Here is a 22,649-nt window from a genome sequence, read left to right on the forward strand (position 1 = left end):
ATGAAGCAGATAGTTCTTTCACTTATAGCTAACGCCGGTGGTGTAGGCAAAACCACACTGAGCGTACACATTGCCTATGAAATGAGTCGGCTGGGCTTTGATGTCGCAATCATCGACTTAGATCCACAACGTTCTTTGGATGTATTTTGTGGATTGCCTCCGGCTGAAGTATCAACCACTTTAGTTAAGGTATTATCAAAAGATTTCCAAGGCGATTGGGATTTAATTTCGGTTTGGGAACAATCAAAAACTCAAGTTTGTCAGGGACATCCACTTTTAGCAGAAATAGCCAATGAATTAGTTATCCGCAAACGAGGAGAGTACACACTAAGCGATCGCTTAAAAAAATACCCTTTGCCCCACAATCTAGTAATTTTGGATTGTCCGGCTACTTTAGGAATGTTAAACGTTAATGCTTTAGCTGCCTCAACCCATATATTAGTTCCCGTGCAATTGGAAATGAAAGCCATTTCTGGTTCAGCAGAATTGGTAGAGTGGTGTATTTCTACAGGTGATGAGTTACAGTTAGAACCTCGCCCACCAATCTTGGGATTTGTGCCAAGTATGTATGATGATACAGTGGCAATGCACAGGCAATATTTAGAGCAATTACCAGAGATTACCGAACATTTACATTTAAAACTTTATCCTAAAGTTCGCAACTCAAACGAATTCAAAAATGCCAGCGCTCACGGCTTACCTTTACAAAAATACCGTCCCAAACATCCTGCCTGTAGAGATTTTCAGCAAATTACAGATGATTTAGCAGCTTTAATTCAGGAGAACAAATAATCGTGGCATTGCCGAAAATTGCTAACAAATTCAGCGGCGCAATCCAAAAAACAGAGCAAGAGCAAAAAATTGCTGAACTGCAAGCCGAGATAGAAAGATTGAGAGCCGCCCAATCTCCAGATTTAGAAAATGAATTGCAAGAACTCCGAGAACAGCTGCAAAACCAATCAGGAGAATCACAAATTGATTTAGCTCTCATTGATCCTAATCCTGATCAGCCCCGGCAAACAATTACACCAGAACTAATACAAGCGAAAGCACGGCTGCTCAAAAAACATGGACAAATTTCAGCAGTAATTCTAGTACCACAGGGGAATGGTCGTTACACCTTACTAGATGGTCAACTCCGGACTGAAGCAGCTAAATTGCTGGGTTGGTCAACTATTCGTGCAGTCATAGCGGCAATGCCTAACGACTTAGATCAATCGGCATTACTAACTTTTCTTGGCTTTGAAGATTTGAATCCTTTAGATAAAGCAGAGGCAGTATTTAAAGAAGTAATTAAGTCGGCTGATTTGGAAATGGATGAAGTTGCCACAATGTTAGGCACGGTGATTAAAAGAGTAGAGAGAGATGGCAAGAGTAAAGAACTAGCAAAGTTAACAGCTGTAAACGCCGATGAACAACAGCAAGGCTTAGAACTATTGGGGATTACAGGTAGAGAACAGAATCTACTACAAGTGTTGCTAGAGTTAGGATTAAATCCGAGTTCGGTGAAAGCTAATCTCATGCCGATGCTGTACCTGGTTCCAGATTTAAAACAAGCAATTCGAGAACAAGGTCTAAAAGGCGCTCATGCTTTAGCGTTGGCAACTCTCTCTGCCAAGACACTAGACATATCAGAAAATCAAGCAGCCTCTGAACGGATGACGGCCACAGATGAAGTTTTAAAGAAAAATCTGACAGTAGCAGAAACTCGTGAATTCATTAGAAACATTAAGACTAAATATTTGAAGTCACAGAAACAAGAGTTAAAGGAAATAAAAACCATACTTCAAAAAGTTAATGGAATTTCTGAAGATTTGCTTACCAGAGCTAGTAGTAAACAACTTCAAGAAATGCGCTCTCTATTACAGCAAAAATTAGCAGAAGTTGAGAAAGTGATTGCCGTGAATGGTGAGTGATTTCATTAAGAGACTTCCAACTAAAAAAATATCCCGTCGTTGTGACGGCAGGGGGGCAGGGAGCAGGGAGCAGGGGGAAGAAAAGTCGCTTTGATTTGGTGAAATTGGATAGCGAAGCGCTGCTGCAAGCAGTTCATCTTTTTTGTGGAGTTCTCTAATCCTTTTTAAATAGTGTGCAAATATTCACAAAACCACTATAAATTACTAACTAAAACTAATGTGGGCTGCAAGTAGGTGTTTTATAGGGGTTAAGTATACCCCAAAAAGAAATTAGAGACTTGTATTTATTTCTTTTGACCCCTAAGTAACACCTAAATATATCCTGCCTAAGTGTTATTTAGGGTGCATTTCGCTGAATTAAATTAATTTGGGGTATAGGTAGGTGCTATATAGGTGGTATATATACCCTAACAAGAAATCAGAAAATAATTGAAATTTTAGCCCCTATCTAGGGTATATATAGGTGATACTCAGGGTATCTTTTTACCACCCATTTTTTGTATCCCACTTGACCCCCATGCCCAACATTCATGCCTTACAAAAAATTTTTCCAGCAGGATTCGATAACGGTTACGGCAGCCTGAAACTTTTCGTCGATGGATTTGAAGTTGTTCGTATCCCCAGCTATATTTCCACAGCAGAGATGGAAGATGTACCAGGAAGAATCGTCTTCGATGGAGCAGCTTACACAGTAGGAGAATCTGCCTTTCGTACAGGTTATCATTTTGACCGCAACACAGACCACAACGAAAACAAAATTAAAAATGCACTGTTGATGTTATTTGGTGGATTAGCACATCTGCCACATCGTAAAGCTTGGCATTTAAAATTAGTCGTCAGTTTACATGACATCGGACTAGCAGAAAATTTACAACAAGCACTCAACGGAGAATATCAACCAATCCTGGCGGGCAAAAAATCAGATGTCACCCTAGAAATAATCAAAGTCGTGCCAGAAGGAATGGGTGCATTGTTTGGGCATCAACTTCCACCCAAGCTCACAGTTTTAGATTTTGGTAATGGAACTACGCTTTATTCTCGTTACAACCAGGGAAAGCGAGAAGTTCACACCCCTTACCCAGCAGGTGTAGAAGTTCTCATCGAAGACATTGCTGAAAAAATGAAACGTCTCAACGGGGGGAAAATCGGCAACGCCTCCCAGATTCGATTTTGTTTGGAAAAGGGACATACCAAATACAGTCGTGACATTGATATTAAAGATATCTACACCAGTTGTTTGAAAGATTGGTATGAAAAATTCTTAAAGAAACCCGTAAGTCTGACACTAGATGCCAATCACCAGGGGGATGAAATTTGGGCGATTGGTGGAGGCTGCTTGTTACCTGGATTTAAGAAGCTATTGGAGAAGAACGGGTTCAAAATTCTGGACAATCCCGTAGAAGCTAATGCCTATGGATTGCTAGAGATGGCAAAAGCCATGATGAACAAGAATCTGTAGCCCTCTTGACCACCCCTGGCTTGAGCAATGATGCGCGAATTTTGAATCAACCAATTTGAATGGGAACGAAGCCAATGACACCGGAAAAAGTTCGGATTAAAGATAGCTACCGAGAACGCATATTTGCCGAATCACAGCAACTAGATAAAAGTTACCTAGAAACGCTTTACTTTATCATTGATTGCTATTTTGCTTTCAAAAAGGGTGCATTCCCCATGCAACAAGTAGTTACACATACCCCGGCTTTCAACCCGATTGTTACAAACCAAAGCCAACAAGACCAGCCCTCTGCAACTCCATCACTACCGGAAAATCCCAAAGATGCTGATGGCGAAACATTCACACTGGATTTTGATTTGTAATTGTTATGTCTTGGTGTGACTCAACTAACCATTAATGATCCAGATATTTTGGCTGTGATAAAAATCGCCGCGTTGCTCGGTTGCGCTGTACGCGATCGCATACAGTGAGTGGCGCTAAAAGAAATCTCCGCAGACATCACTCAAAAGTTTCCTCTAAGAATTATTCAAACTACGCCACAGATACCATAGGCAACAGTGCGGTAAAGTTGCCAGCGTTGCTTAAGTGGTTCTACGGTTTGTTTGTTGGCGAGATCAGGTAAACCATAGAGTTACGCAATATTGCAATAATGTTAAAAATTATGCCTCATTTCTTATACAGATTCAGCTTTCTGAGATTTTTTTTGCCTAGATTTTGCATATTAGGTACTGAAGAACCATATTAATTGGATATTATACCAATTTAAATGGATTACCAATTATCAATTCATAAACTCCCTAAAACCTCCAATTTCTCCTGCCAATTTTCATCATAGCGCAGAGTTAATATCTGATATCCTGCGTTGTACCTAAGATTATCTCTCTCAATTTGGTCTTGCTTTTTCTGTTCAGGACTATCATGAACTGAACCATCGCAGAAAATAGCGATCGCCTCCTGATGATAAATAAAATCTGGTTTACAGTTTGCTTCGGCAATTAATTCCTGGGCTGTATCAGGTAGTTTATAACCCCGTTGGTAAATCTCTTGTAAAACTTCTCGTTCAAAATCAGAGTTTGCATCTGTTTGTGCGAATAGTTTTTGATATTGTTCATCTCGAAATACACCGGATATCTCTACTGTACTTGCTTGCAGATCATCGAGTAAAGGTTTAATAAGATGACGATTAATCAAAGGATGGTCAAATTGATTCCTATAGGAAAGTAAGCATTCATAGCAAGCTTGTACACAGCTATCTTTAGGTGTTTTAAAATGACAGATATCTAATGCAGCATTTGCAATTTTTTGAAAAGCATTTGGTTGTTGGAGTAGCTGAGATAAAACTCCTGCACCACCTTCTGATGCTTCCCAAAATAAAAGATATTTACCTTCTCCTAATCGTTCTGAATCTAGTTCATCTGGTTCTAATTTATAAACTGCTTGAATTGCTGTTTCTAGGATGTATTGAAGAGTAGCAATAAAGGCTTCTTTGTTGTCTTGGGGAACACTCAAGGGTTCAATAACGAGAATATTACAAGTGTCATCTACCATTAAATTAACTTCAGTGTGTAAAGTTTCTGGAGGTAAGTTTGTTGGTGATAAATTTGTCTTTAAATCTCCCCAAAGTCCTGTTTTAATATCTAATTTAAAACCTCTTTCTTCGGTGTTTTTTTTCAGTCCCCGATTAATCCGCCATAAGGTGGCTGTACTACCATAGGTTAATTTGAATAGTGGTGTATGATCTGCTGCTAAAACTGTGGCAGATTCTTGTTTTTGGGCGGCATAGCGGAAATGGGTGGTGATGTTATAACCATATTTAAGTCTTTCTTCTTCGTCGCAGGTGATCCGTTCTCTTCTGCGAGTGAGGGCGGTATCCATTGCTAAAACACGACTTAGTTCAGAAAGATTTTGATAGGCATCTGCTTTGAACTGTGTACCGCAGTTTTCACAAGTATCACGACTCAAATTATCTGTATGGAAATAACCGCAGTTAAAACAACATTTTACACGTTGGTACTGGCTATCAATTCCGCCGACAGGGATTTTGGTTTTTGATACCATGAATTTACTACCTTCATAGTAAATAATATTACTGGGTGCAAATTCCCGTAAAGCAACAACACGAGGACGAGAGATAAATTCACCACCGTCATTAGTGGAAATATATGCCCTCACAGGTAAGCGGGGGAAGTTAAACCCTGGTAAAAATCCTTCAGCAGCAAAGTAGCGGTAGGGATAAAATTCAAATTCGCTATTACTCTTACCTTGGTTGAGTCCGACTAATAAGCTTCTTTGTCTTAATGCTTCTCGTTCCTGGGCTTTGGCAATGTCATTTTCTTCTTGGCTGACATAGCCTCTAGCATGACGGTCTATGATGTTGCGGGCTTTGTCTAATTGGATAACTGCTTCACGGTATAATTCCCGCCAGCGATCGCATTTTCTATTCAATGTATTCAGTGCATTCTCTATGGTAAATTGTAGCCAATTCACAGAATACCAAGAGGCTTTTTGTAAATCAGCTTGGCAGAAAGTATCTGCAAGTATTGATTGAGTGGCTTTTAAACATGATGCTAACTTAGTATCACTAAGTATCAATTGTTGACGAATACTCTCTTTCAGAGGATAACCATCAACATCTAAATCGAGAATTTTGTTCATGGAGTCATCTAAGTAAACTCCCGTATGTGCCAGCCAGATAGAATATACGTGAGACTGGACTAAATCTTGGTTGGCTAATTCTAATTTGGGTGGTGCAACAGCCCCAGCTACCATCTGTTCTTGACGTTTAAAGAAATATTGATCATGTCCACTACCAATAGCTGCATAGGTAATAACTAATGCTTCCTGTCCACTGCGTCCAGCCCGGCCACTGCGTTGGGCATAGTTAGCAGGACTGGGGGGAACGTTCCGCAAATGGACAACGCTGAGGTCAGAAATATCAATTCCTAATTCCATTGTCGGGGAACAGAATAAGCTGGCTAATTCTCCCTTTCTAAACCTTTCTTCCCGTTCCTGACGGGCTTGGGTGCGGACTTGTCCTGTATGTTCTCGCCCTTCCATTGTTTGGATTTGGTGGGCATTACTTTGATAAAATTCCTGAAAGAAGCTGTTAACAGGTCTTTTTGCGTCTTCCTGACCCTGTAACCGCTTAGATGCCAGGGGGTCTGGGGGAATTTCAGTTAATTTGGTAGCTTTCCAGACTAGGGAATCAATTCTGAGTTGAATTCCGGGTTTATCCTGGCATAGATAACCGGCATCTGATAAGGCATTAATTAAGGTAACAATTAAATTACTGTACTCTGCTTCTGTTAACAGTTCACTTCTGAGTGACCAAGCTTTGGGAGAACGTAAAAATCTACCTATTTTACTTCTGCTGGTGAGTTTTACTTTCGCTTTTTTATTGGTATTACTGTCTGTTATTGCCCATTCTGCAAAATGTAACTGTTCATTTTCATCAAATACCCAAGGTTCTTTAATGGCTTGAAAAACATCTCTAAGGAGGGAGTCTTTTTGTTCAAATTGGATTAATTTGGCATCAACGGCTAATTCTCGCCGCAAATGATTTAATAACGCTTGGGTAGCAATAAACCGTTCCTGGGGGGTAGCTTGTAATAAGACTGGGTGACGGTGTTTTTGCCACAGGGCAGTTTCCGCGCAGATATCTTTTAAACCATCATATTCGATGATCAGCAGTCCACACTGTTCTAAATTAGGTTGGACAATCCGCCAACCCCGGCGCAAGTCTTCATAAAGACGATATTCTATGAGTTTGCGAAATGCCTCTTCATTGCGCTGTTTTCCTCTACCAAACTCTGCCACTTCTTTAGCGTAAGCTGCTTGTTTTAGTCCCATTTGTTTGATAACTTCACTGACTAACTCGCTGTGGGTGAGTTGTCCTTTAGTTTGTAATGCACCTAATAAAGCAGCACGTAAAAAACTGGTTTGTACGAAGTCGTTAAAATGTCCCGCTTGTAATGAGGCATCCTGGCGGTTATCGGTGAAACTGAGAATTTTGGCGGCTTGGGCTTTTTCGCTTGTGAAAACTTGTTTGAGACGGCTGACGGTGGATAAACACAGCAGAGTTGTAGCGGTACTGCGTCCTTCACTACTCAAGCGGGAGAGTTTGGTAAATTCGTTTTTGTTACCGTCATGGACAACTCCACAGTTGAGACAAACACGAAATGGTCTAGGGATAAACCAACAGGTTGTTCCCTGTAAAATTGAGGTTGTAATTTTCCCGTTGGGGAGAATTTGTAATTTTTGGGGAATGAATTTAGCAAAGTCTTTTTTAGGAACTCTTCCTTTCTTTTTAGTTTCGGTAAACCAAGAATCAGGAAGTCTTTCTTCATCTTTATAAGAGTCCCAAAGTTCTGGTTCATCTAAGGTTAAATAACCTGCTTGAATATCAGCATATTCGGGACTCATATCTAATGCTGTGGGCAGTTGGGGAAGGACTATTTGTTTGTCATTATTGTAGTTGGCTACATAATAATCTTGTCCGCATTCTCGACAAAAGACAAGGGGATAAAGTAAACGGTTTTCTGTGGTGGTATATTGTCCTTCTAGGGTGAGAAAGCGTTTGTTTGGAGTTTCGATAGTGGCGTAAACACTACCACCTTGGGAGATAAATTGATGGAGTCGAAATGCTAATCCTTTGGCTGTGCTTCCCCAGAGAAACATTTGTTTAAGGACATTGAGATATTGTTCGTAGTTTTGCTTGACTGCATTCTCATCTTCTGGTGTTAAAGTGCAACTACTAGCCAATATTTCTGCACCAGATTCTAAACTTATGGGTGTACGTCGGACAAGATGACCTTGTTTATCTTCTAAACCAAAGGTCATTTCTATCCAGTAACTCAGGGGATGGTTCTGGAAGTTTTCTAATGTTTGTTCTGTCTCTGGTGGTAAACCTTTTTCAATGCTTTCTCGCAGTTCTTTTATCGTCGGTTCAGCCAGTTTTATAGAACGTTCTAAGGTTTCATCTATGACGTTATGGGGTTTAATTTCGACACCAAATAATTTACTCGCAACATCTGCTACTACTTGACGGCGTTCTGTGCGTGTTCCTTCTGTGGACATGGTAGCACTTGTTCCAATACATAATAATTTTTGTCCACAACGTTGGCGGAGTTTTCTAATTAAAATGGCTACGTCTGCACCTTGTCTAACGCGATAAGTATGGAGTTCATCTAATACTAAAAATTTTAATTCTGGAGAAGCAACAAGTTTTTCTTCATGGGTGCGGGAAAGCATTAATTCCAGCATCACATAGTTAGTTAATAATATGTGGGGTGGGTTGTTTTGAATTTCGGTTTTTTTGGTTAAACTTTCTTGTCCGGTGTATTTAGCAACGCGAATATGGGTGTTAGAAACGTTATTGAGAAATTTCTTGATTTCTTCTTCTTGGGAGTTAATCAGGGCGTTCATGGGATATACTAATATTGCCCTGACTCCTTGAATTTCTGGATGACGGAGTAAGTCGTTAAAAATGGGGACTACATAAGTCATGCTTTTCCCAGAACCTGTACCTGTTGTTAATACATAAGGTTCTTGTTTTTGAGCGGTTTCAAATGCTTGTTGTTGGTGATAGTGGAAGTGAAAAGGTTTACCGTTTTTGGAGAAGTATTGAGTACATTCAGGATGTAAAATACTGCTATTTACTAATTCGGTGACTGTTGCACCAGGGCGATATTTGGGATTAAGTTGGACGAGGGGATTTGTCCACAGTTGTCCTTTTTCAAGTTCTTGATTGACGAATTCTCTAACTTTATGATCACGGATTTTTAAGAAGCTTTCTATATAGCGGCGATAGTCGCCGATAATTTCATTACGGAAGTTAAATATATCGAGAGAATCGGGAATTGGTGATTGGTAATTGGTAATTGTAGAAGGTTGGGGGGTGCGTCCTAAACGATGATCTATATATTCACAAAGTTGGATAGCAAAGGTTTCTGTAAGGGTGTCAGGATTAAAGATTTCTGTTAGTTCTTCATAATCCCATGTTGGGGGAATATGGGTGAAAATTAGGTTTAGTTGTTCTGGGGTGAGTTCAGCAACGTTTGTACAGTCAACTAATGCTAATTTTTGTCCCATGAGGGAACTAATTGATAAAATTGCTGCTTCTGGTTGTTGTAATAGTTCTTGTAGTCTTACAGGTATTTTCATAATTATGATCAGGATTTTCTGAATTTATTTCAGGATTTATGGCTAACTTCACATTACGCGAACAGTATGAAATTTCGTATAATTTATCACTCATTAATTGTAACATGAGTAAAAAAATCCTGTTCATTTCTTAATCCTGTAAATCCTGATATGGCTTGCGCCACGCTACGCTATCAGACATTAAATTATCATTAAGTATGATGAATTTCCTGCTTTTGACGGATAAATTTAGAACGTCTCATTTTCACGATTTCGGGGATATATTCATTTTTATGATCTTGTCCCTCAAATCCCAACCTTAAATAGACATTACCTCCTATCCCTGGTATTACTTCACCTTCTTGGGTGCGTTCATCGTCTTTAGCAAAATAAAAGAATTCAAATTTACTATAGATATTTTCGTCAAATTCATCTTTGAGTTTTTGCTCTGCATTTTTATAAATGACAGGCGCAACTATAAATATCTTCTCTGGTTCTATTTTTTGAATCAAGTTTACTAAATTAGTTCTGACTACACAAGCACCAGAAATAATGGATTTAATGACAATCAAATACTGAACCTTCTCATAAGCAGGTTCTTGATATTTTTTGAGGATGGGAGCTACTTTTAAATCTTCAATTTCAAAAGGAGAAAATCGCTTGTTCCAAAAACAAGCAAAACCAATATTGTGATAATAATTTTCTAATTTTGAAAGTATGCCTTTAGCTAAAAAATCAGCATCTTCTACTGTACAAGCCAGGTATATATCAGGATTTTTATCATTAATTTTAGATATCAAAAATTTACCAAGATTACCACCTATCTTGGTCATAGTTACTTTGTACTGGTCTGGATTGACATCCTTATTGGCTAATGTTTCCAGTAATTTCCGAACGTCTTTACTACAAATATCTGTATATAATCTAGTCATATCAAGAACACCTCCAATTCTTCAAAGGAAGTGGGGCGATTTCTTTTAATAAGTTCCTCAAATTTTTGAAACCTTGGTGTTTCGATACTGTAAGATAATGTTCCTTCATTTAGTCCGTCGAAATACTCCCATTTTAAAAAGCCTCTGGTTAAATTATATGTGAAATCGTCTATTTTATCAAAAATATCTCTTACTTGTGGATCTAACTGTAGTTCTACTTGAAAGGAACGAATATATGAAGGGATGAAATGTTGAGCTTTTTTGAGAATATCTATAATAGGTACTTTAGATTTATCACTGGCTACCCAAGCACCAAGTAAAACTGTAGCCAGGCATTCAAGTTTATCTGGCTCTGGGTTCTCAAAAGCACATAAATACTCTAATGAACATCTAAAATCAGGTTCTTGAGAAATTATTTTAGGTAGGCTATCGGCAAAATAGAAGTGAATAACTTGGCTATAATCTTTAATATCATTATGGATGGTTGCTTGTAATTTATCTCGGAGTTCTAAAGAAGAAACTACAAGCGCAAGTTCTGATGCTTTAGAAATTGATTTATTTAATTCATACTGTTTTTTAAAGTCGTCATTTATTGATTTTTCTCCTGTTCCCCAAGTTACAGCAGAACTATTTTTAAGTTGATAGTGTTGCAGTGTGTTTTCTGAGACAAGTTCAATAATTAAGTCATCAATAAAAGATAGACATTGGCTTAATAAGTAAATTTCTTTGTTACATTCTAAAACGCATTTAGATAATAAGGATATTTTGTAAATAGCAAAAATGTTTTCATAAGTGTTACCTTTACTGTTACTAACACCACCTGTATTTTTATGTTTTATATATTTTACAGCGGGATCTCCAAATAAATTTTTGATTTGCTCTTCTGTATACATGAGGGTTTTTTATTGTCTATTTAGACAATTAATAACTTAAAATTCTTGAGAAATAATAATTAAAATTGCTGATTTCAAAGGACTAGTTTTAGTTTGAATAATATCCCAAATAATCTCATCTTCTAAGGAAAAATAAGCATGAACTAAAATATCTCTCAATCCGGCAATTTTGCGCCATTCAATATGTGGATATTTATTTCTTATTTCTAGTGGGATTTGTTTAACTGATTCTCCAATAACCTGTAAATTTATAATTACCGCATCAAATCTTAATTCATCAGCAAAAAAACTCTGATCATCTAATCCTTGAGTATAACGAAGAATTTTATCACAACTAATTTAAATATCATCACAATAAAGTTTTAAGCTACGCGACATAAATAGCGTCCTTTTCTACAGCATCAATAATTTGAGGTTTCAACATTTTTTTAGTGACTAAATCAACGGATAAAGATAAGTTATCTTCTAAGAAAAATTTTAAGTCCATATATTTATCAAAGGTAACTTTCCCTTGAAATTCTACTAATAAGTCAATATCGCTAGTAGTTTTTGCTTCATCTCTTGCATAAGAACCAAATAAAGCTAAGGAAGTTACACCATAACTTTTAATGGTGGTTAAGTTTTTTTTGAGAAAGTTGATTAAATATTCTCTGTTCATAATTTGCATTTTTGTCACAATCAGGATATCCAGGATTTGAGGATTTACAAGATGTTTAATATTTTTTGTCACAATCAGGATGTCCAGGATTTAAGGATTTACAAGATGTGGTTTGTTTGATTTAGTAATTTGAGAGTAGAGTTTTTGATGATTGAATAATTGTACTAATAAATTGCCTAATTAAATAATATTTTTAACATAATTTAATTTTTTCATATTTGATAATTTCCAAATAACATCCTGTACATCCTTAAATCCTGGATATCCTGATTCAGACAATTAATAATTATCAAACACACACCACAAATATCAAAATCACATCCTGTAAATCCTTAAATCCTGGATATCCTGATTCTAACAAAATAATTACGAATTACGAATTATTCTATCCCACGCTTCTAATACTAATCTTTGGGTTCTATATTCCCCAAATTGTTTGATTTCATTGTTCTTTAATACTCTAAATGTTTCACTGGGAAATTCTGCACCATAGACATCCGCATGATCTAATATATATCGTAGTTCATCGCGGGTGAGTTGGTAAAGTTTGGCGTAATATGCGTCTAATTCGGCTCGAATTAAGGCGCGTTTATTGGGATTCCAAATAAAGGGTTCTCCGTTGTATCCCATGTCTTGCGCGAAGGGTTGCATATCCCAGGATGTGTACACTAATTCGAGGACGCGGGGGGTGATATATTCTATGTCTTTTTCTGTGTATTTTTCTGGGGGAATAACAGGAAGTTGTTTGAGAATAAAGTAACTAAAATCAGTACCACCCATCTTTTGTCTAGTTACAAAATCAAATACCAATGAATTGAAATTAGCAATTAGACAACTAATTAATGAAATAAACTTTATATCAATAAAAATAAGAGGTGCTTTATGTCCTACAGCAATTTTAGGTAATAAGCTAAAAATAGCGGTACGTTCATTAGTTGAACGTCCAATACTTCTAAAACTTAATAACCAATCTTTTTTCCAATTCTGACTTAATCTATTTTCAACTTCAACCCGACTTACCCAATAGCGAGGTTGAACCGTAAAACTAGGATTTTGTTTTAACACTTCTGATGGTTTTGGAAGTATACCAACATTTAAATCAGCCTGTGTTGCATTTTCATAAGTTGAATAACGGTGATCAAATTGATGAAACATTTTAGCTTCATAAAGTGGAACTAAGTTATTACTTGATTCATTTTTAAACAAACCGCTATCATTAGCCATGTCAAACATACGCATAAATGAAATACCCCAATGGTTAATTCCTGTTTTCTCATTTTCTAGAACAGGTACATTCTTATATATCTTTTTGGTTAATTCTGAATCAGCATGAGTGCGAAATACAGGACAAGTAAAGGTATTAGGATTGATTAATAAAAAATCTAATTGTGTCAGAATTACTTGTCTAGCTATTTCATTAGCTTGTTTAACATTCCAAGCAAACCAAGAAAATTTCATTTCAACAAAATTACATTTTAATCCACCAATAAAAACTGTACAGAAAGATACTCGATGATCAACTCCAGGAAATAAAAATCTTTCGTTTTCAAAACCTATTATTTCTTGAAGACTGGATGATTCAACTAAATCACTAAAAAATTTAGATGTAGTCGCGTCAGTTGCGATACCAGTAGGAACAATTACCCCAACTCTACCATTATCATTAATTAAACATCTCGTAGTTTCCGCAAACACAGCATAAGTATTAATATCACCCACAGCAGTTAAAGGAAATCTCCCCCCTTCCCGAATAAACTTACTTTGTGCTTCCGCATCATGTTTAGCATCTTCAAAAGCTTGTGCTAAAGCTGGATTTTGCTTGGGTAACTCTTTAATCAACTTTTCCCGCGCTGCTTTATTTTGTGCGTTCGCAATTTCCAAATTACGAGAAGCGAAAAACTCTTTTTCTTGTAACTTAATTCTCTCCCAAGGAGGATTACCTAAAATACAACTAAAACCGCCATCTTCAAAAACTTCAGGAAATTCTAAAGGCCAATGAAAGAAATATTTTTCCTTTGCTAACTTATTAGCAGCTTCAATTAACCCTTGTAATTCGTAATTCGTAACTCGTAATGCTCCCTTCGGGAAAGCTTCGCTAACGTAATTAGAATCTGAATTAAGAACCTTTTGCACTAACTCACGTTTTAACCGATTTAAAGTTTCTGTTGTTGGTAATAACTGTAAATTATGTTCAGTTAATGGTCTAAAAAATGCCGAAGTCCATAAATTACAAGCTACATATTTTAACCACCAATGATTATCTAAAAGATTATCTTGATATTTTCTCTCTTTTTCTTTAACTTCTTGGGGTGTATTTTCGGAAAAGTCCGCTAATTCTTGCCATAATTTCGCAAAGATGTAACTATCATCAGCAGCAGTTTCAAAAATAGATAATTGTCCTTGGTTTTCCCGTTCTTTTTTATTCCGCTTCTTAAAATCAGTCGCTAACTTCTTATCATCACCAGTCACCGCTTTAAAAGCATCATCAGGAATACCTGCATCTAAACAATCTAAATCCAAAACACCAACCAGAGAATTACCGCATTTTATCCGATGATCTAAAAAGTTTAAAGGTTTACCAGTCGCAAAACCTTCAATCCATAAAGCCACCTTACACAAATCTACCGCTAAAGGGTTCAAATCTACCCCATAAATACAGTTTTGAATGACATCACGCACCGCTTGACGTAAAGGTTCGGGTGCTGGTTGAGATTCCCCTGTTCTCACCTTCGCTAATTCCTTTCCTATGCGTCTTGCTGCGGCTAATAAAAAATGTCCAGAACCACAAGCAGGATCTATAACTTTTAAACTTAATAACGCTTGTTCTAATCCCTCGTTTCCAGACTCCGGCTGGGAATGCACACGCTGAGGTTCTACCTCAATTGTACCAGTAGGCAGAGCCTCTGGATCTACATTCCCACGCAGAGCATGGGAACGAGAATTGCCAATTTTTTGTTCAGCTTGGCGCAATTTCTCCTCAATAACTGGTTCTAATGCGGTTTTAATTAACTGTTGAACAAGTTGGGGAGGTGTGTAATAAGAACCTGTGGTTTTTCTATCACTGCCAAATACTAAATTAAATTCATATATGCCTTGATTTTGTTTAATTTGAGGGTGAAAATCTAATAAACTTTCATAGACACTTCCCAATTCTTCCACATCCAAAGCTGCATAATTTACCCGGCGGATTTGTCCTTTATCTTCATACAAAGATAAACAACGAATGGCAGTTAATAAATCATAATTATCAATACCACAATCATCTAAATCTGTCAAGGTTTGTGAACCAAATAAATCACCATTTAAAGGCGATAATCCTAATATTTGTCCGCGCCAATTTTCATCAAATAACTTAAATGTCACCCGTAAACCTTGCCAAATATCTTGAAATCCTTCCCGACGATAGCGGGGACGTTCTGCTAATTCTCGCAAGCGTTCAATGCTGTAATATTCAAGATAAATTCTCGCTTTTTCTGTATCTTCTCCAATTAATAATAAGTTGCGAGATTCAGCCACCATTAAAAATAATAGGCGATAAATTAACCGCAATAATTGACGATAATAAGTTAATTCGTAATTATCGGAGTATTTTTGGCGGAGATTTTCACTATCACGATGTTGTAAAAAACCGTTTCCTAGCTGTATCAAGGCTTTTTCTACCCCGTCGCGCAGTCTATCGCGTACTCTTCCCCCTTGTTGGATACTCTCTTGATGGTAATATTCCAATAGGCATTTATCCGCATCATCGGCAGTTTCTGGTAAACGAGAACGGTGGAAAAGCCGATAAAATAGACCAAATTCGGCAAAGTTCTCACCGTTGAGAATCTGCTCTAAGTCAAATTCGATATAAGTAAGGCGAGTCATTAGGGAAGAGTCGCGCAATAACCGCCAGCGAAAACCATTAGTTGCGATCGCCCAAAGATGCTCTGTTTTGTTAAGATATTCCTGTACTAACCCATGTGCTGATAACCGAGGAGTACCACTGGGAGGACGTTTATCAATATCCAACCGACAACCAATAATATGAATGGGGGGATAATTCGTAATTCGTAATTCGTAATTCGTAATTGAAGAGTCGGATGGTAATACAGCGCGGTGGGAAATGGCGTAGGTTTGCCCTTCTACCACCTCAGCTTTAGCGGTATATACGGGGCTATATCCCAGACTTTTTAACAGCAGCACAGCCATTTCACGGGTGATACTGGTGGCTGTATCTTCCGCATCCAGCCTATTTAATTGGCGTTGAAAAGATGCCCAATAGGCTTTTGCATCACCCCAAGCGATCGCAATTTCATCTTCTAATTTATCAGATTTAGGTAAGCCAAAATCCGCCGGTGTTTGTCCTTTGATATTACCGGTTAATAGTTCGGTGGTAATATCTGCTGCGAGTAAGTTGCCTTCAAATTGTACGCCAATCATAGTTTTAATTCGTAATTCGTAATTATTTGTCTTTAAGTTTTTTGGTAGAAGCGACTAAGATTTTTCCAATTTCGTTAGCTTCTTGGAGAAGTAAGGTAAATTTTGGTTTATCTACTAATTCTGATTCTATCAAAATTTCTAACCAGTATTGAGTTTCTCTGGCTTCTTTCAGGGCTATTTCTAATTTATGAATGAAGTCTTTATCAGATTGAGCAGATTGAGCTTCTCTAACATTTGCGCCTACAGAAGTACCAGAACGCAATAACTGTTTAGAAAGTGTCCGATAAATTCCTGGTTTTTCATCAAGAAAGCAACAAGCTTTAATTATCCTAATTGCAAATTGTTTTGTCCTATCTGTAATTGTGATATGATTGTTGCTTTTGACATTTACATTTGCATTTGTGTTTGTCACCTTTAACATCCTCCCTTGCTTCTTTCTTAAATTCCAAATTCCAAATTCCAAATTCCAAATTCCAAATTCCAAATTACGAATTACGAATTACGAATTACGAATTACCCCCGGTTGCAAGATGTACACACCCAATAAATCCATCGGTAATTGTGGTATTACCTGAACCTTGCCCTCCTGAGTAATTGCCCGTACACGCTGATGGGATTGGGATAAGGAGTGCGATCGCTCTTTGGCAAATAGTTCTAAATCTGTTTGCAACTCATCTAAACGATTCAACAACTCTTCTACCTCCTGTTTTTTCAGCCCCGCAGGAGCATCAGCCACCGGGTTAGCTTGTTCTAACAATGCTTTTGCTTCTTCTGGTGCTAACCATATCGGATTTGAGGGCGGTCCGGTAAACCCCACTACCGCACATTCTTCTCCTAACAATTCATGATTACGCTTGAGCGTATCCCCACCTTGAGCTAAAGCCCGACTACTAACTTTTTGTGTCAACAAATGTCGCAATCTTAACAACAATAAAGTTGTCCGTTTAGTTACAGTATCCGTAGTAGTAAACCCGCACCTAGCCGCCAAAGGTTCTGGGGAATTAACCAAAGCTTCTTCGATAATATGACGCGCTAAACCCTCCACCAAAGGATGATTCCGTCCCACATATTCCACCCCAAACGGTACAGGTGTGGTAAAAGTAATTAACCGTTTTTCATTCCCTAAAGTGGGTTGTAAAAAAACAGGAATTGACGGTAATAACCATCCTTGTTTTTTCTCAATCAAGGCACAATTTAACTTTGCACAAGCATTATTCACAAACCTGAATACATCCTCTTCACTACCGAGAATTTGATCAGATTCCATCAATTCCTGTTCTACTTCCGTTGGTTTAATTGCCTTTTGTGCAAAGCGAGTCCGGCTGGTTTTTTCCCGTTCTACAGCCTTATCCCATTGTTTATGCACCTGTTCAACGGCTGATTCTCCCTCATCTAATAAATCTAATAATGACAACTGTTGCGCGTCTGTACTCTTATCAAATAAAGATTTAAACACCGCTTCAGAAACAAAAGCAGGAAAATCGGTCTGTAGAGAATATTGATCAAAAAATTGAGGATCTTATTTCTCAACTCTCAAATTTACTAGAAGCTGAATCTTCAGAAAGTGAGCAGGTAAGAGAGCAATTATTAGCATCTGTGAGAGATAAGATAAATTTACATGGCTACCGATGCCAAAGTATTCCCTTTGAGTTATTTCAAAATGCCGATGATGCAGTAATTGAGTGGAGAGGAATGTCATCACAAGGACAGTTAGATAAAAGAAGAAAAGAATTTATTATCAAATTTGATGACAATAAAATTCAATTTATTCATGCAGGTAGACCAATTGGTTGCTTTCAACATCCTGAATACCCGGAAAAGCAATATCGTGATAAAGGATTTGATCGTGACTTAGAGAAGATGTTGACTTTCAATATTTCTGATAAAGGAGAGGGGGTAACAGGTAAATTTGGTTTAGGATTTAAGAGTGTCTACCTTGCTTCTAGAAGACCTTACGTACTCAGTAAAAATTTAGGTTTTACCGTTGAAGGTGGACTTATACCATCACGATTAAATCCGCAGAAAGCTAGTGAACTTAGAGGCGATTTCAAAAGCTATACTGGTTTAGCCGATGCCACAATAGTGGAATTAACTCTTGAAGAGGATGTAACTTGGAAAAAGGTACTTCAGGACTTTCAATCTGTAGCCTATATTCTGTTAATTTTTTCCAAAGCCATCAAAACTTGTACTTTTGTTGATCATCACCATAAAAAAATTAGTTTATCTTGGCATCCTGCTGCTGTTTTGAATATTTCAGGAGTCGAAACAGGTAAATATAAAACTACCGATGATACTCAAGATTCGACACTACTATGCCTAAAAAGCAGCGGCGAAACAACGGCTACTTTGGTTTTAGGTATTATTGAGCAAAACGGTCGCCTTTATAATGCTTTACCTAAAAATATTTCAACTTTTTGGGTGACAGCACCGACAAGAGAAAAACTATTTCTAGATTTTGTATTAAATGCTGACTTTGACATTACGACAGGACGAGAAAGTTTAGTAAAATCTTCAGTTCGTAATCGTGAGTTAGCACAAAATATAGGAAAAAATTTAGGAGAAGTTCTTGACCATCTTTTCCGTGCTAGTGAAGATAATTGGCAGGGGTTGATAGAAGTTTTTGGTTTTACAAATGTTGATAAATATGAGTTTTGGAACTTCTTATGGGAGGTGTTAGCAGTTCGTTGGCAGCAAAAAGACCCCAGTGAAGGAATTGATATTATCCGTTGTATGTTAGCAGGTGATAATCGCACTATGGGTTATCTCATCACTCGTTGTCAATCTTTACCTAGTGGTTTATATGGTCGTCACCGTCAACTTATCTCACTTGATAATATTAACTACAAAGTAACAGGTAAACTCTCAGAACAAAACACTTTTTTACAAGTTGCTAACTGGGCTGGTTTTCAGGAAAAGTATCAGGATAACCTGATTGCCCGTGAGAAATGGGAAGAAGTTAAGAAACTATTAGGGGAAGATTTTATTAAACAACGTTATACTATCAGTGACTTACGATTACTTGATATCTTAAAAAATGAAATAGGAAATAGTCAACCAAGAGTGGGAGTATCCTCTGCTAGATATATTGGTGGTCTCATTTCTAAAGATTTTTTTAATACCTTTAGCGTAGCTTCTGAACTCACTGAATTTCAGAGGTTTTTAGAGACAGTTCACTTCATATCTCAATCTGGTAGTTATTTACCATGCCAGCAATTATTAATCAGTAATTCCCCTGTTATTGAAGAAAAATTGTTAGTTGATTTTGCACCAGATAGCCGCATTCTTCACCCTGAGTATAAAGATACTGCTTTAGATTTATTCTATGCTTGTCGTTCAAGAAGAGATAGTATTTCTAAAGACGAAATTATTAGATGGGCGCTAGAAGCAACAACTGAAGAGCAACGGAAAGCAGTATATATCTACCTCTTGCAAGGAGAGCAACGAGAAGAAATAGCATCTAGTTTATATACTAATCGGCAGCTTTATTGGTTTGCCCATGATCAACGGATAATAGACATACTTGAGCTTATGGTACTAATTATCATTGAAAGAGGAGAAAGTTTACCACCGATAAATATCAATGAAATTCCTGAAAATGAACTAGAAACAAAAGATTATGATCCTTTGTTTGAAATCCATACTAATTGTACAAGAAATGATTTTTCTTTAAATAGAACGCCAGAAGAATTAGAAGAATTTACACTTAAGCTACAAGCAGGACTTAATAATCAGTATTCCTCTTGGAAAGGATATATATACCACTTTACCCATATTGAAAATGCTGTTTCAATTCTCACAAATGAGAAATTACTAGCAAGGAATCTTTGTCGAAATTTCAATGATTCAGCAGGTGCAACTCTAATAGCTCGCACCAGTGATGATGTGAAAAATTTCGCCCGGTTCTATCTACGTCCAAAAACTCCAACTCAATGGCACAATGAGGGATTGGGCAAACGGAGAGGAAACATTTATGCTCTTTGTCCAGTCCCCATTTTCTTCTGTTTCAACCTGAAGCGAATTCTAGAAACACAGGGCAGCAAATGTGGTATTAGTAGTGGCAATCTTGCAGCTTCAGGCTCTCATTATGGTAACAGTACAACTTTTTTAGAGCAATGTTTTGATTTTGCTCATGTCTACTCTACACTGGAAGTGGGTAAAGAGACTTTTTTGAGAGCATCTCAACAAGAATTTATCATTCATAATTACCTCGATTTTACTGAGTTGAATTTAGAAGATATAAGTATTATTTGTCGAACAACTCAGGATAAAGAAACTTTGTTAAACCTCATCGGTACAAACTCACAATATGCTAGTCGAGTATTTAAAGAACGGGAAATAGTTGGTGAGGGTAGTTTATTTTATCATGATAATCCTTATGTATCAATCAAGGATAAGGGAAATTTTATTGATGTCCAAATTGATAACTACGATAAATATGGAAATATTAATGGGGAATTAATTCTAAGTTTTACAGAAGATCCTCCATTTAATAGAGAAATTATTTCACCGTTCAGAGACATTTCAAGAATTAACCTTGGAGAATCTATGAATATTAGTTCATCTCGTCATCTCCGGTTACAATATAAACCTAATACTCCTATGAGTGTCAGGTTTCAAGAAAACGGTCAGGAATGGTTAATTTATACAAATGAGCCTCAAAATTATTAAAGGCAATTTATTTACCTCAAATTGTCAAACACTGGTAAACACCGTTAACTGTGTCGGGGTAATGGGTGCAGGTATTGCATTAGAGTTTCGCTTGAGATATCCAGAAATGTATGCACGTTATGTGGATATTTGTAAGCAAAGCTCGATGGAAATTGGCAAGTTGTGGCTGTATAAAGATGACCATCGTTGGGTTTTGAATTTCCCAACCAAACATCACTGGAAGAAACCATCAAAATTAGAGTTTCTAGAATTGGGCTTACAAAAATTTGTTAATACCTATAGAGAAAAAGAGATAACTTCCATTGCGTTTCCGCTGCTTGGTACACAAAACGGAGGAATTCACCAAAACGAATCTTTAGAAATTATGAATAAGTATTTGAGTCAATGTGAATTGCCTATCGAGATATATATGTACGAGCCTAATGCACCTGATGATATCTTTAGTAACCTAAAAATTACTTTTTCATCACTATCGGAAAGAGAAATTGTAGAATTAACTGGTTTAGGTAAAACATACATTAAACGAGTTAAGCAAGCAATGCTAGATGAGAGTATATGTAATTTATCTAAATTTTTATCAACGGAAGGAATAGGGATTACTACAGTACAAAAAACTTTACTCCTACTTCCAAATTTTCACCCAACTATCTTACCTAAAACTTAGCAATAAATTTCTACAAGGGAGATTTGATTGATTTTACATTGAAGTTAACAACCAGGAATAAGCTTTTGGCAATAGCGTTGATTAATTGCCATTTTCCCTAATTCTAAAATTACTTCTAGTGGCACATCAACAGATTTAGCTGCTTCGGAAATAGTAACTTTATTAGTGCGTAACAAAGCTAAAAGTTGTCGGACTTTAGGAACAATAGGGTCATTTCTGTGAGTGTAACCACGTTTAATGGCAATTTTTAGCCCAGTTTCAATATCATCAACTGTAACTTGACGATTTTCATCTATTAATAATTTTTGCTGTCCAGGAATTGCATTAGCAATTTGAATACCAACATACCCAGGTTTTTTGCGCTGGGGAATGATATCAAAATTGTAGAGTCGCTTTTGTCCTTGAGAATCTACAGTTTGAACAAGTAAATTAGTGATAGCAGTAGTGGTAGACCCTGGAAACTTTAGAGGTTGGATTGCTCTTAAAAAGATAGTTGTAGCTTGTCCGCTTTTTAAATCTGTATCTGTGGTGTAGACCAGTCGTGAAGGATCTGCTACTAGAATGTAGGCGATCGCTTCGTTGGTTTGACTAAAGCTGATAGGTGTAGCCAGTCCTGGTGTAACTTGAACCTGAATTCTTGTTTTTGCAGCTATATCTCTGTCAATGAAGCGATAAGCAGGAGTTTGTGCCTGGACAATAGGTGCTGTAATCCCCAGCAATAATGCGCTAGTAGTGATGATAAAAGTAGTAAATTGTTTCATAAAAATAAGTACTCGTGCAAAATAAATTTCATATTGAGGAGAGGGAACTCTTAACAGGAGAAGAATACAGAGATTTCTGTTTTAAAAAAATCTGCAATCAATTTTGCTCAGGTACTTACCTGGTATGCGGGAAACTCA

General features: G+C 37.1%; 15 protein-coding genes. 6 read left to right on the forward strand and 9 right to left on the reverse strand.

Annotated features, from left to right (window positions below; genetic code table 11):
• The 4 genes from AC012T_RS27870 to AC012T_RS27885 all read left to right on the forward strand — a co-directional run bounded on the left by AC012T_RS27870 (window position 1) and on the right by AC012T_RS27885 (window position 3,737).
• Window positions 1–792: a ParA family protein gene (locus tag AC012T_RS27870; protein WP_487067563.1), complete on the forward strand. Its 792-nt coding sequence runs from the start codon at window positions 1–3 to the stop codon at window positions 790–792.
• Between the two features lie 2 nt (window positions 793–794).
• Complete coding sequence (locus AC012T_RS27875; RefSeq protein WP_487067565.1) at window positions 795–1,916, forward strand: ParB/RepB/Spo0J family partition protein; 1,122 nt, start codon at window positions 795–797, stop codon at window positions 1,914–1,916.
• Window positions 1,917–2,433: 517 nt separating this feature from the next.
• Complete coding sequence (locus AC012T_RS27880; RefSeq protein ID WP_487067567.1) at window positions 2,434–3,375, forward strand: ParM/StbA family protein; 942 nt, start codon at window positions 2,434–2,436, stop codon at window positions 3,373–3,375.
• Window positions 3,376–3,449: 74 nt separating this feature from the next.
• On the forward strand, window positions 3,450–3,737 hold the full coding sequence (locus AC012T_RS27885) for a hypothetical protein (protein ID WP_487067569.1): 288 nt from the start codon (window positions 3,450–3,452) through the stop codon (window positions 3,735–3,737).
• Window positions 3,738–4,161: 424 nt separating this feature from the next.
• On the opposite strand, the gene AC012T_RS27890 is transcribed toward AC012T_RS27885, so the two are convergent.
• The 8 genes from AC012T_RS27890 to AC012T_RS27925 form a co-directional block, all read right to left on the reverse strand.
• Complete coding sequence (locus AC012T_RS27890) at window positions 4,162–9,537, reverse strand: DEAD/DEAH box helicase (RefSeq protein ID WP_487067571.1); 5,376 nt, start codon at window positions 9,535–9,537, stop codon at window positions 4,162–4,164.
• Window positions 9,538–9,728: 191 nt separating this feature from the next.
• Window positions 9,729–10,448 (reverse strand): hypothetical protein, encoded by a 720-nt coding sequence (locus AC012T_RS27895; RefSeq protein ID WP_487067573.1) that lies wholly within the window; start codon window positions 10,446–10,448, stop codon window positions 9,729–9,731.
• Window positions 10,445–11,341, reverse strand: a complete 897-nt coding sequence (locus AC012T_RS27900; RefSeq protein ID WP_487067575.1) for a hypothetical protein — start codon at window positions 11,339–11,341, stop codon at window positions 10,445–10,447. The genes AC012T_RS27895 and AC012T_RS27900 overlap by 4 nt, the downstream gene beginning before the upstream one ends.
• A 36-nt stretch (window positions 11,342–11,377) precedes the next feature.
• Window positions 11,378–11,680, reverse strand: coding sequence for a HepT-like ribonuclease domain-containing protein (locus AC012T_RS27905; RefSeq protein ID WP_487067670.1), 303 nt, complete (start codon window positions 11,678–11,680; stop codon window positions 11,378–11,380).
• Between the two features lie 28 nt (window positions 11,681–11,708).
• Complete coding sequence (locus tag AC012T_RS27910) at window positions 11,709–11,999, reverse strand: nucleotidyltransferase family protein (protein ID WP_168642875.1); 291 nt, start codon at window positions 11,997–11,999, stop codon at window positions 11,709–11,711.
• Window positions 12,000–12,365: 366 nt separating this feature from the next.
• Complete coding sequence (locus tag AC012T_RS27915; RefSeq protein ID WP_487067577.1) at window positions 12,366–16,418, reverse strand: Eco57I restriction-modification methylase domain-containing protein; 4,053 nt, start codon at window positions 16,416–16,418, stop codon at window positions 12,366–12,368.
• A gap of 22 nt (window positions 16,419–16,440) precedes the next feature.
• Window positions 16,441–16,839, reverse strand: a complete 399-nt coding sequence (locus AC012T_RS27920) for a four helix bundle protein (RefSeq protein WP_168697606.1) — start codon at window positions 16,837–16,839, stop codon at window positions 16,441–16,443.
• Window positions 16,840–16,917: 78 nt separating this feature from the next.
• Entirely contained in the window at window positions 16,918–17,874 is a 957-nt protein-coding gene (locus AC012T_RS27925; protein WP_487067579.1) for a hypothetical protein, read from the reverse strand.
• 140 nt (window positions 17,875–18,014) lie between these two features.
• Between AC012T_RS27925 and AC012T_RS27930 the strand changes: the two genes are divergently transcribed.
• Together AC012T_RS27930 and AC012T_RS27935 are read left to right on the forward strand one after the other, a co-directional pair.
• Window positions 18,015–21,086: a DarT ssDNA thymidine ADP-ribosyltransferase family protein gene (locus AC012T_RS27930; RefSeq protein ID WP_487067581.1), complete on the forward strand. Its 3,072-nt coding sequence runs from the start codon at window positions 18,015–18,017 to the stop codon at window positions 21,084–21,086.
• The gene (locus tag AC012T_RS27935) at window positions 21,067–21,750 is read left to right on the forward strand and encodes a macro domain-containing protein (protein WP_487067583.1); all 684 of its coding nucleotides are present in this window, start codon (window positions 21,067–21,069) and stop codon (window positions 21,748–21,750) included. The genes AC012T_RS27930 and AC012T_RS27935 overlap by 20 nt, the downstream gene beginning before the upstream one ends.
• 44 nt (window positions 21,751–21,794) lie before the next feature.
• Here AC012T_RS27935 and AC012T_RS27940 read toward each other — a convergent pair whose 3' ends face one another.
• On the reverse strand, window positions 21,795–22,511 hold the full coding sequence (locus tag AC012T_RS27940) for a hypothetical protein (RefSeq protein WP_487067585.1): 717 nt from the start codon (window positions 22,509–22,511) through the stop codon (window positions 21,795–21,797).
• Between the last annotated feature and the right edge of the window lie 138 nt (window positions 22,512–22,649).

The organism is Anabaena sp. EIM26 (genome assembly GCF_057568715.1).

Bases quoted from the DNA above. Each gene is read 5' to 3' on its own strand.
- AC012T_RS27885 (WP_487067569.1), top strand. From the start codon at position 3,450: ATGACACCGGAAAAAGTTCGGATTAAAGATAGCTACCGAGAACGCATA.
- AC012T_RS27895 (WP_487067573.1), bottom strand. From the start codon at position 10,448: ATGACTAGATTATATACAGATATTTGTAGTAAAGACGTTCGGAAATTA.
- AC012T_RS27880 (WP_487067567.1), top strand. From the start codon at position 2,434: ATGCCCAACATTCATGCCTTACAAAAAATTTTTCCAGCAGGATTCGAT.
- AC012T_RS27935 (WP_487067583.1), top strand. From the start codon at position 21,067: ATGAGCCTCAAAATTATTAAAGGCAATTTATTTACCTCAAATTGTCAA.
- AC012T_RS27920 (WP_168697606.1), bottom strand. From the start codon at position 16,839: ATGTTAAAGGTGACAAACACAAATGCAAATGTAAATGTCAAAAGCAAC.
- AC012T_RS27890 (WP_487067571.1), bottom strand. From the start codon at position 9,537: ATGAAAATACCTGTAAGACTACAAGAACTATTACAACAACCAGAAGCA.
- AC012T_RS27915 (WP_487067577.1), bottom strand. From the start codon at position 16,418: ATGATTGGCGTACAATTTGAAGGCAACTTACTCGCAGCAGATATTACC.
- AC012T_RS27870 (WP_487067563.1), top strand. From the start codon at position 1: ATGAAGCAGATAGTTCTTTCACTTATAGCTAACGCCGGTGGTGTAGGC.
- AC012T_RS27900 (WP_487067575.1), bottom strand. From the start codon at position 11,341: ATGTATACAGAAGAGCAAATCAAAAATTTATTTGGAGATCCCGCTGTA.
- AC012T_RS27910 (WP_168642875.1), bottom strand. From the start codon at position 11,999: ATGAACAGAGAATATTTAATCAACTTTCTCAAAAAAAACTTAACCACC.
- AC012T_RS27940 (WP_487067585.1), bottom strand. From the start codon at position 22,511: ATGAAACAATTTACTACTTTTATCATCACTACTAGCGCATTATTGCTG.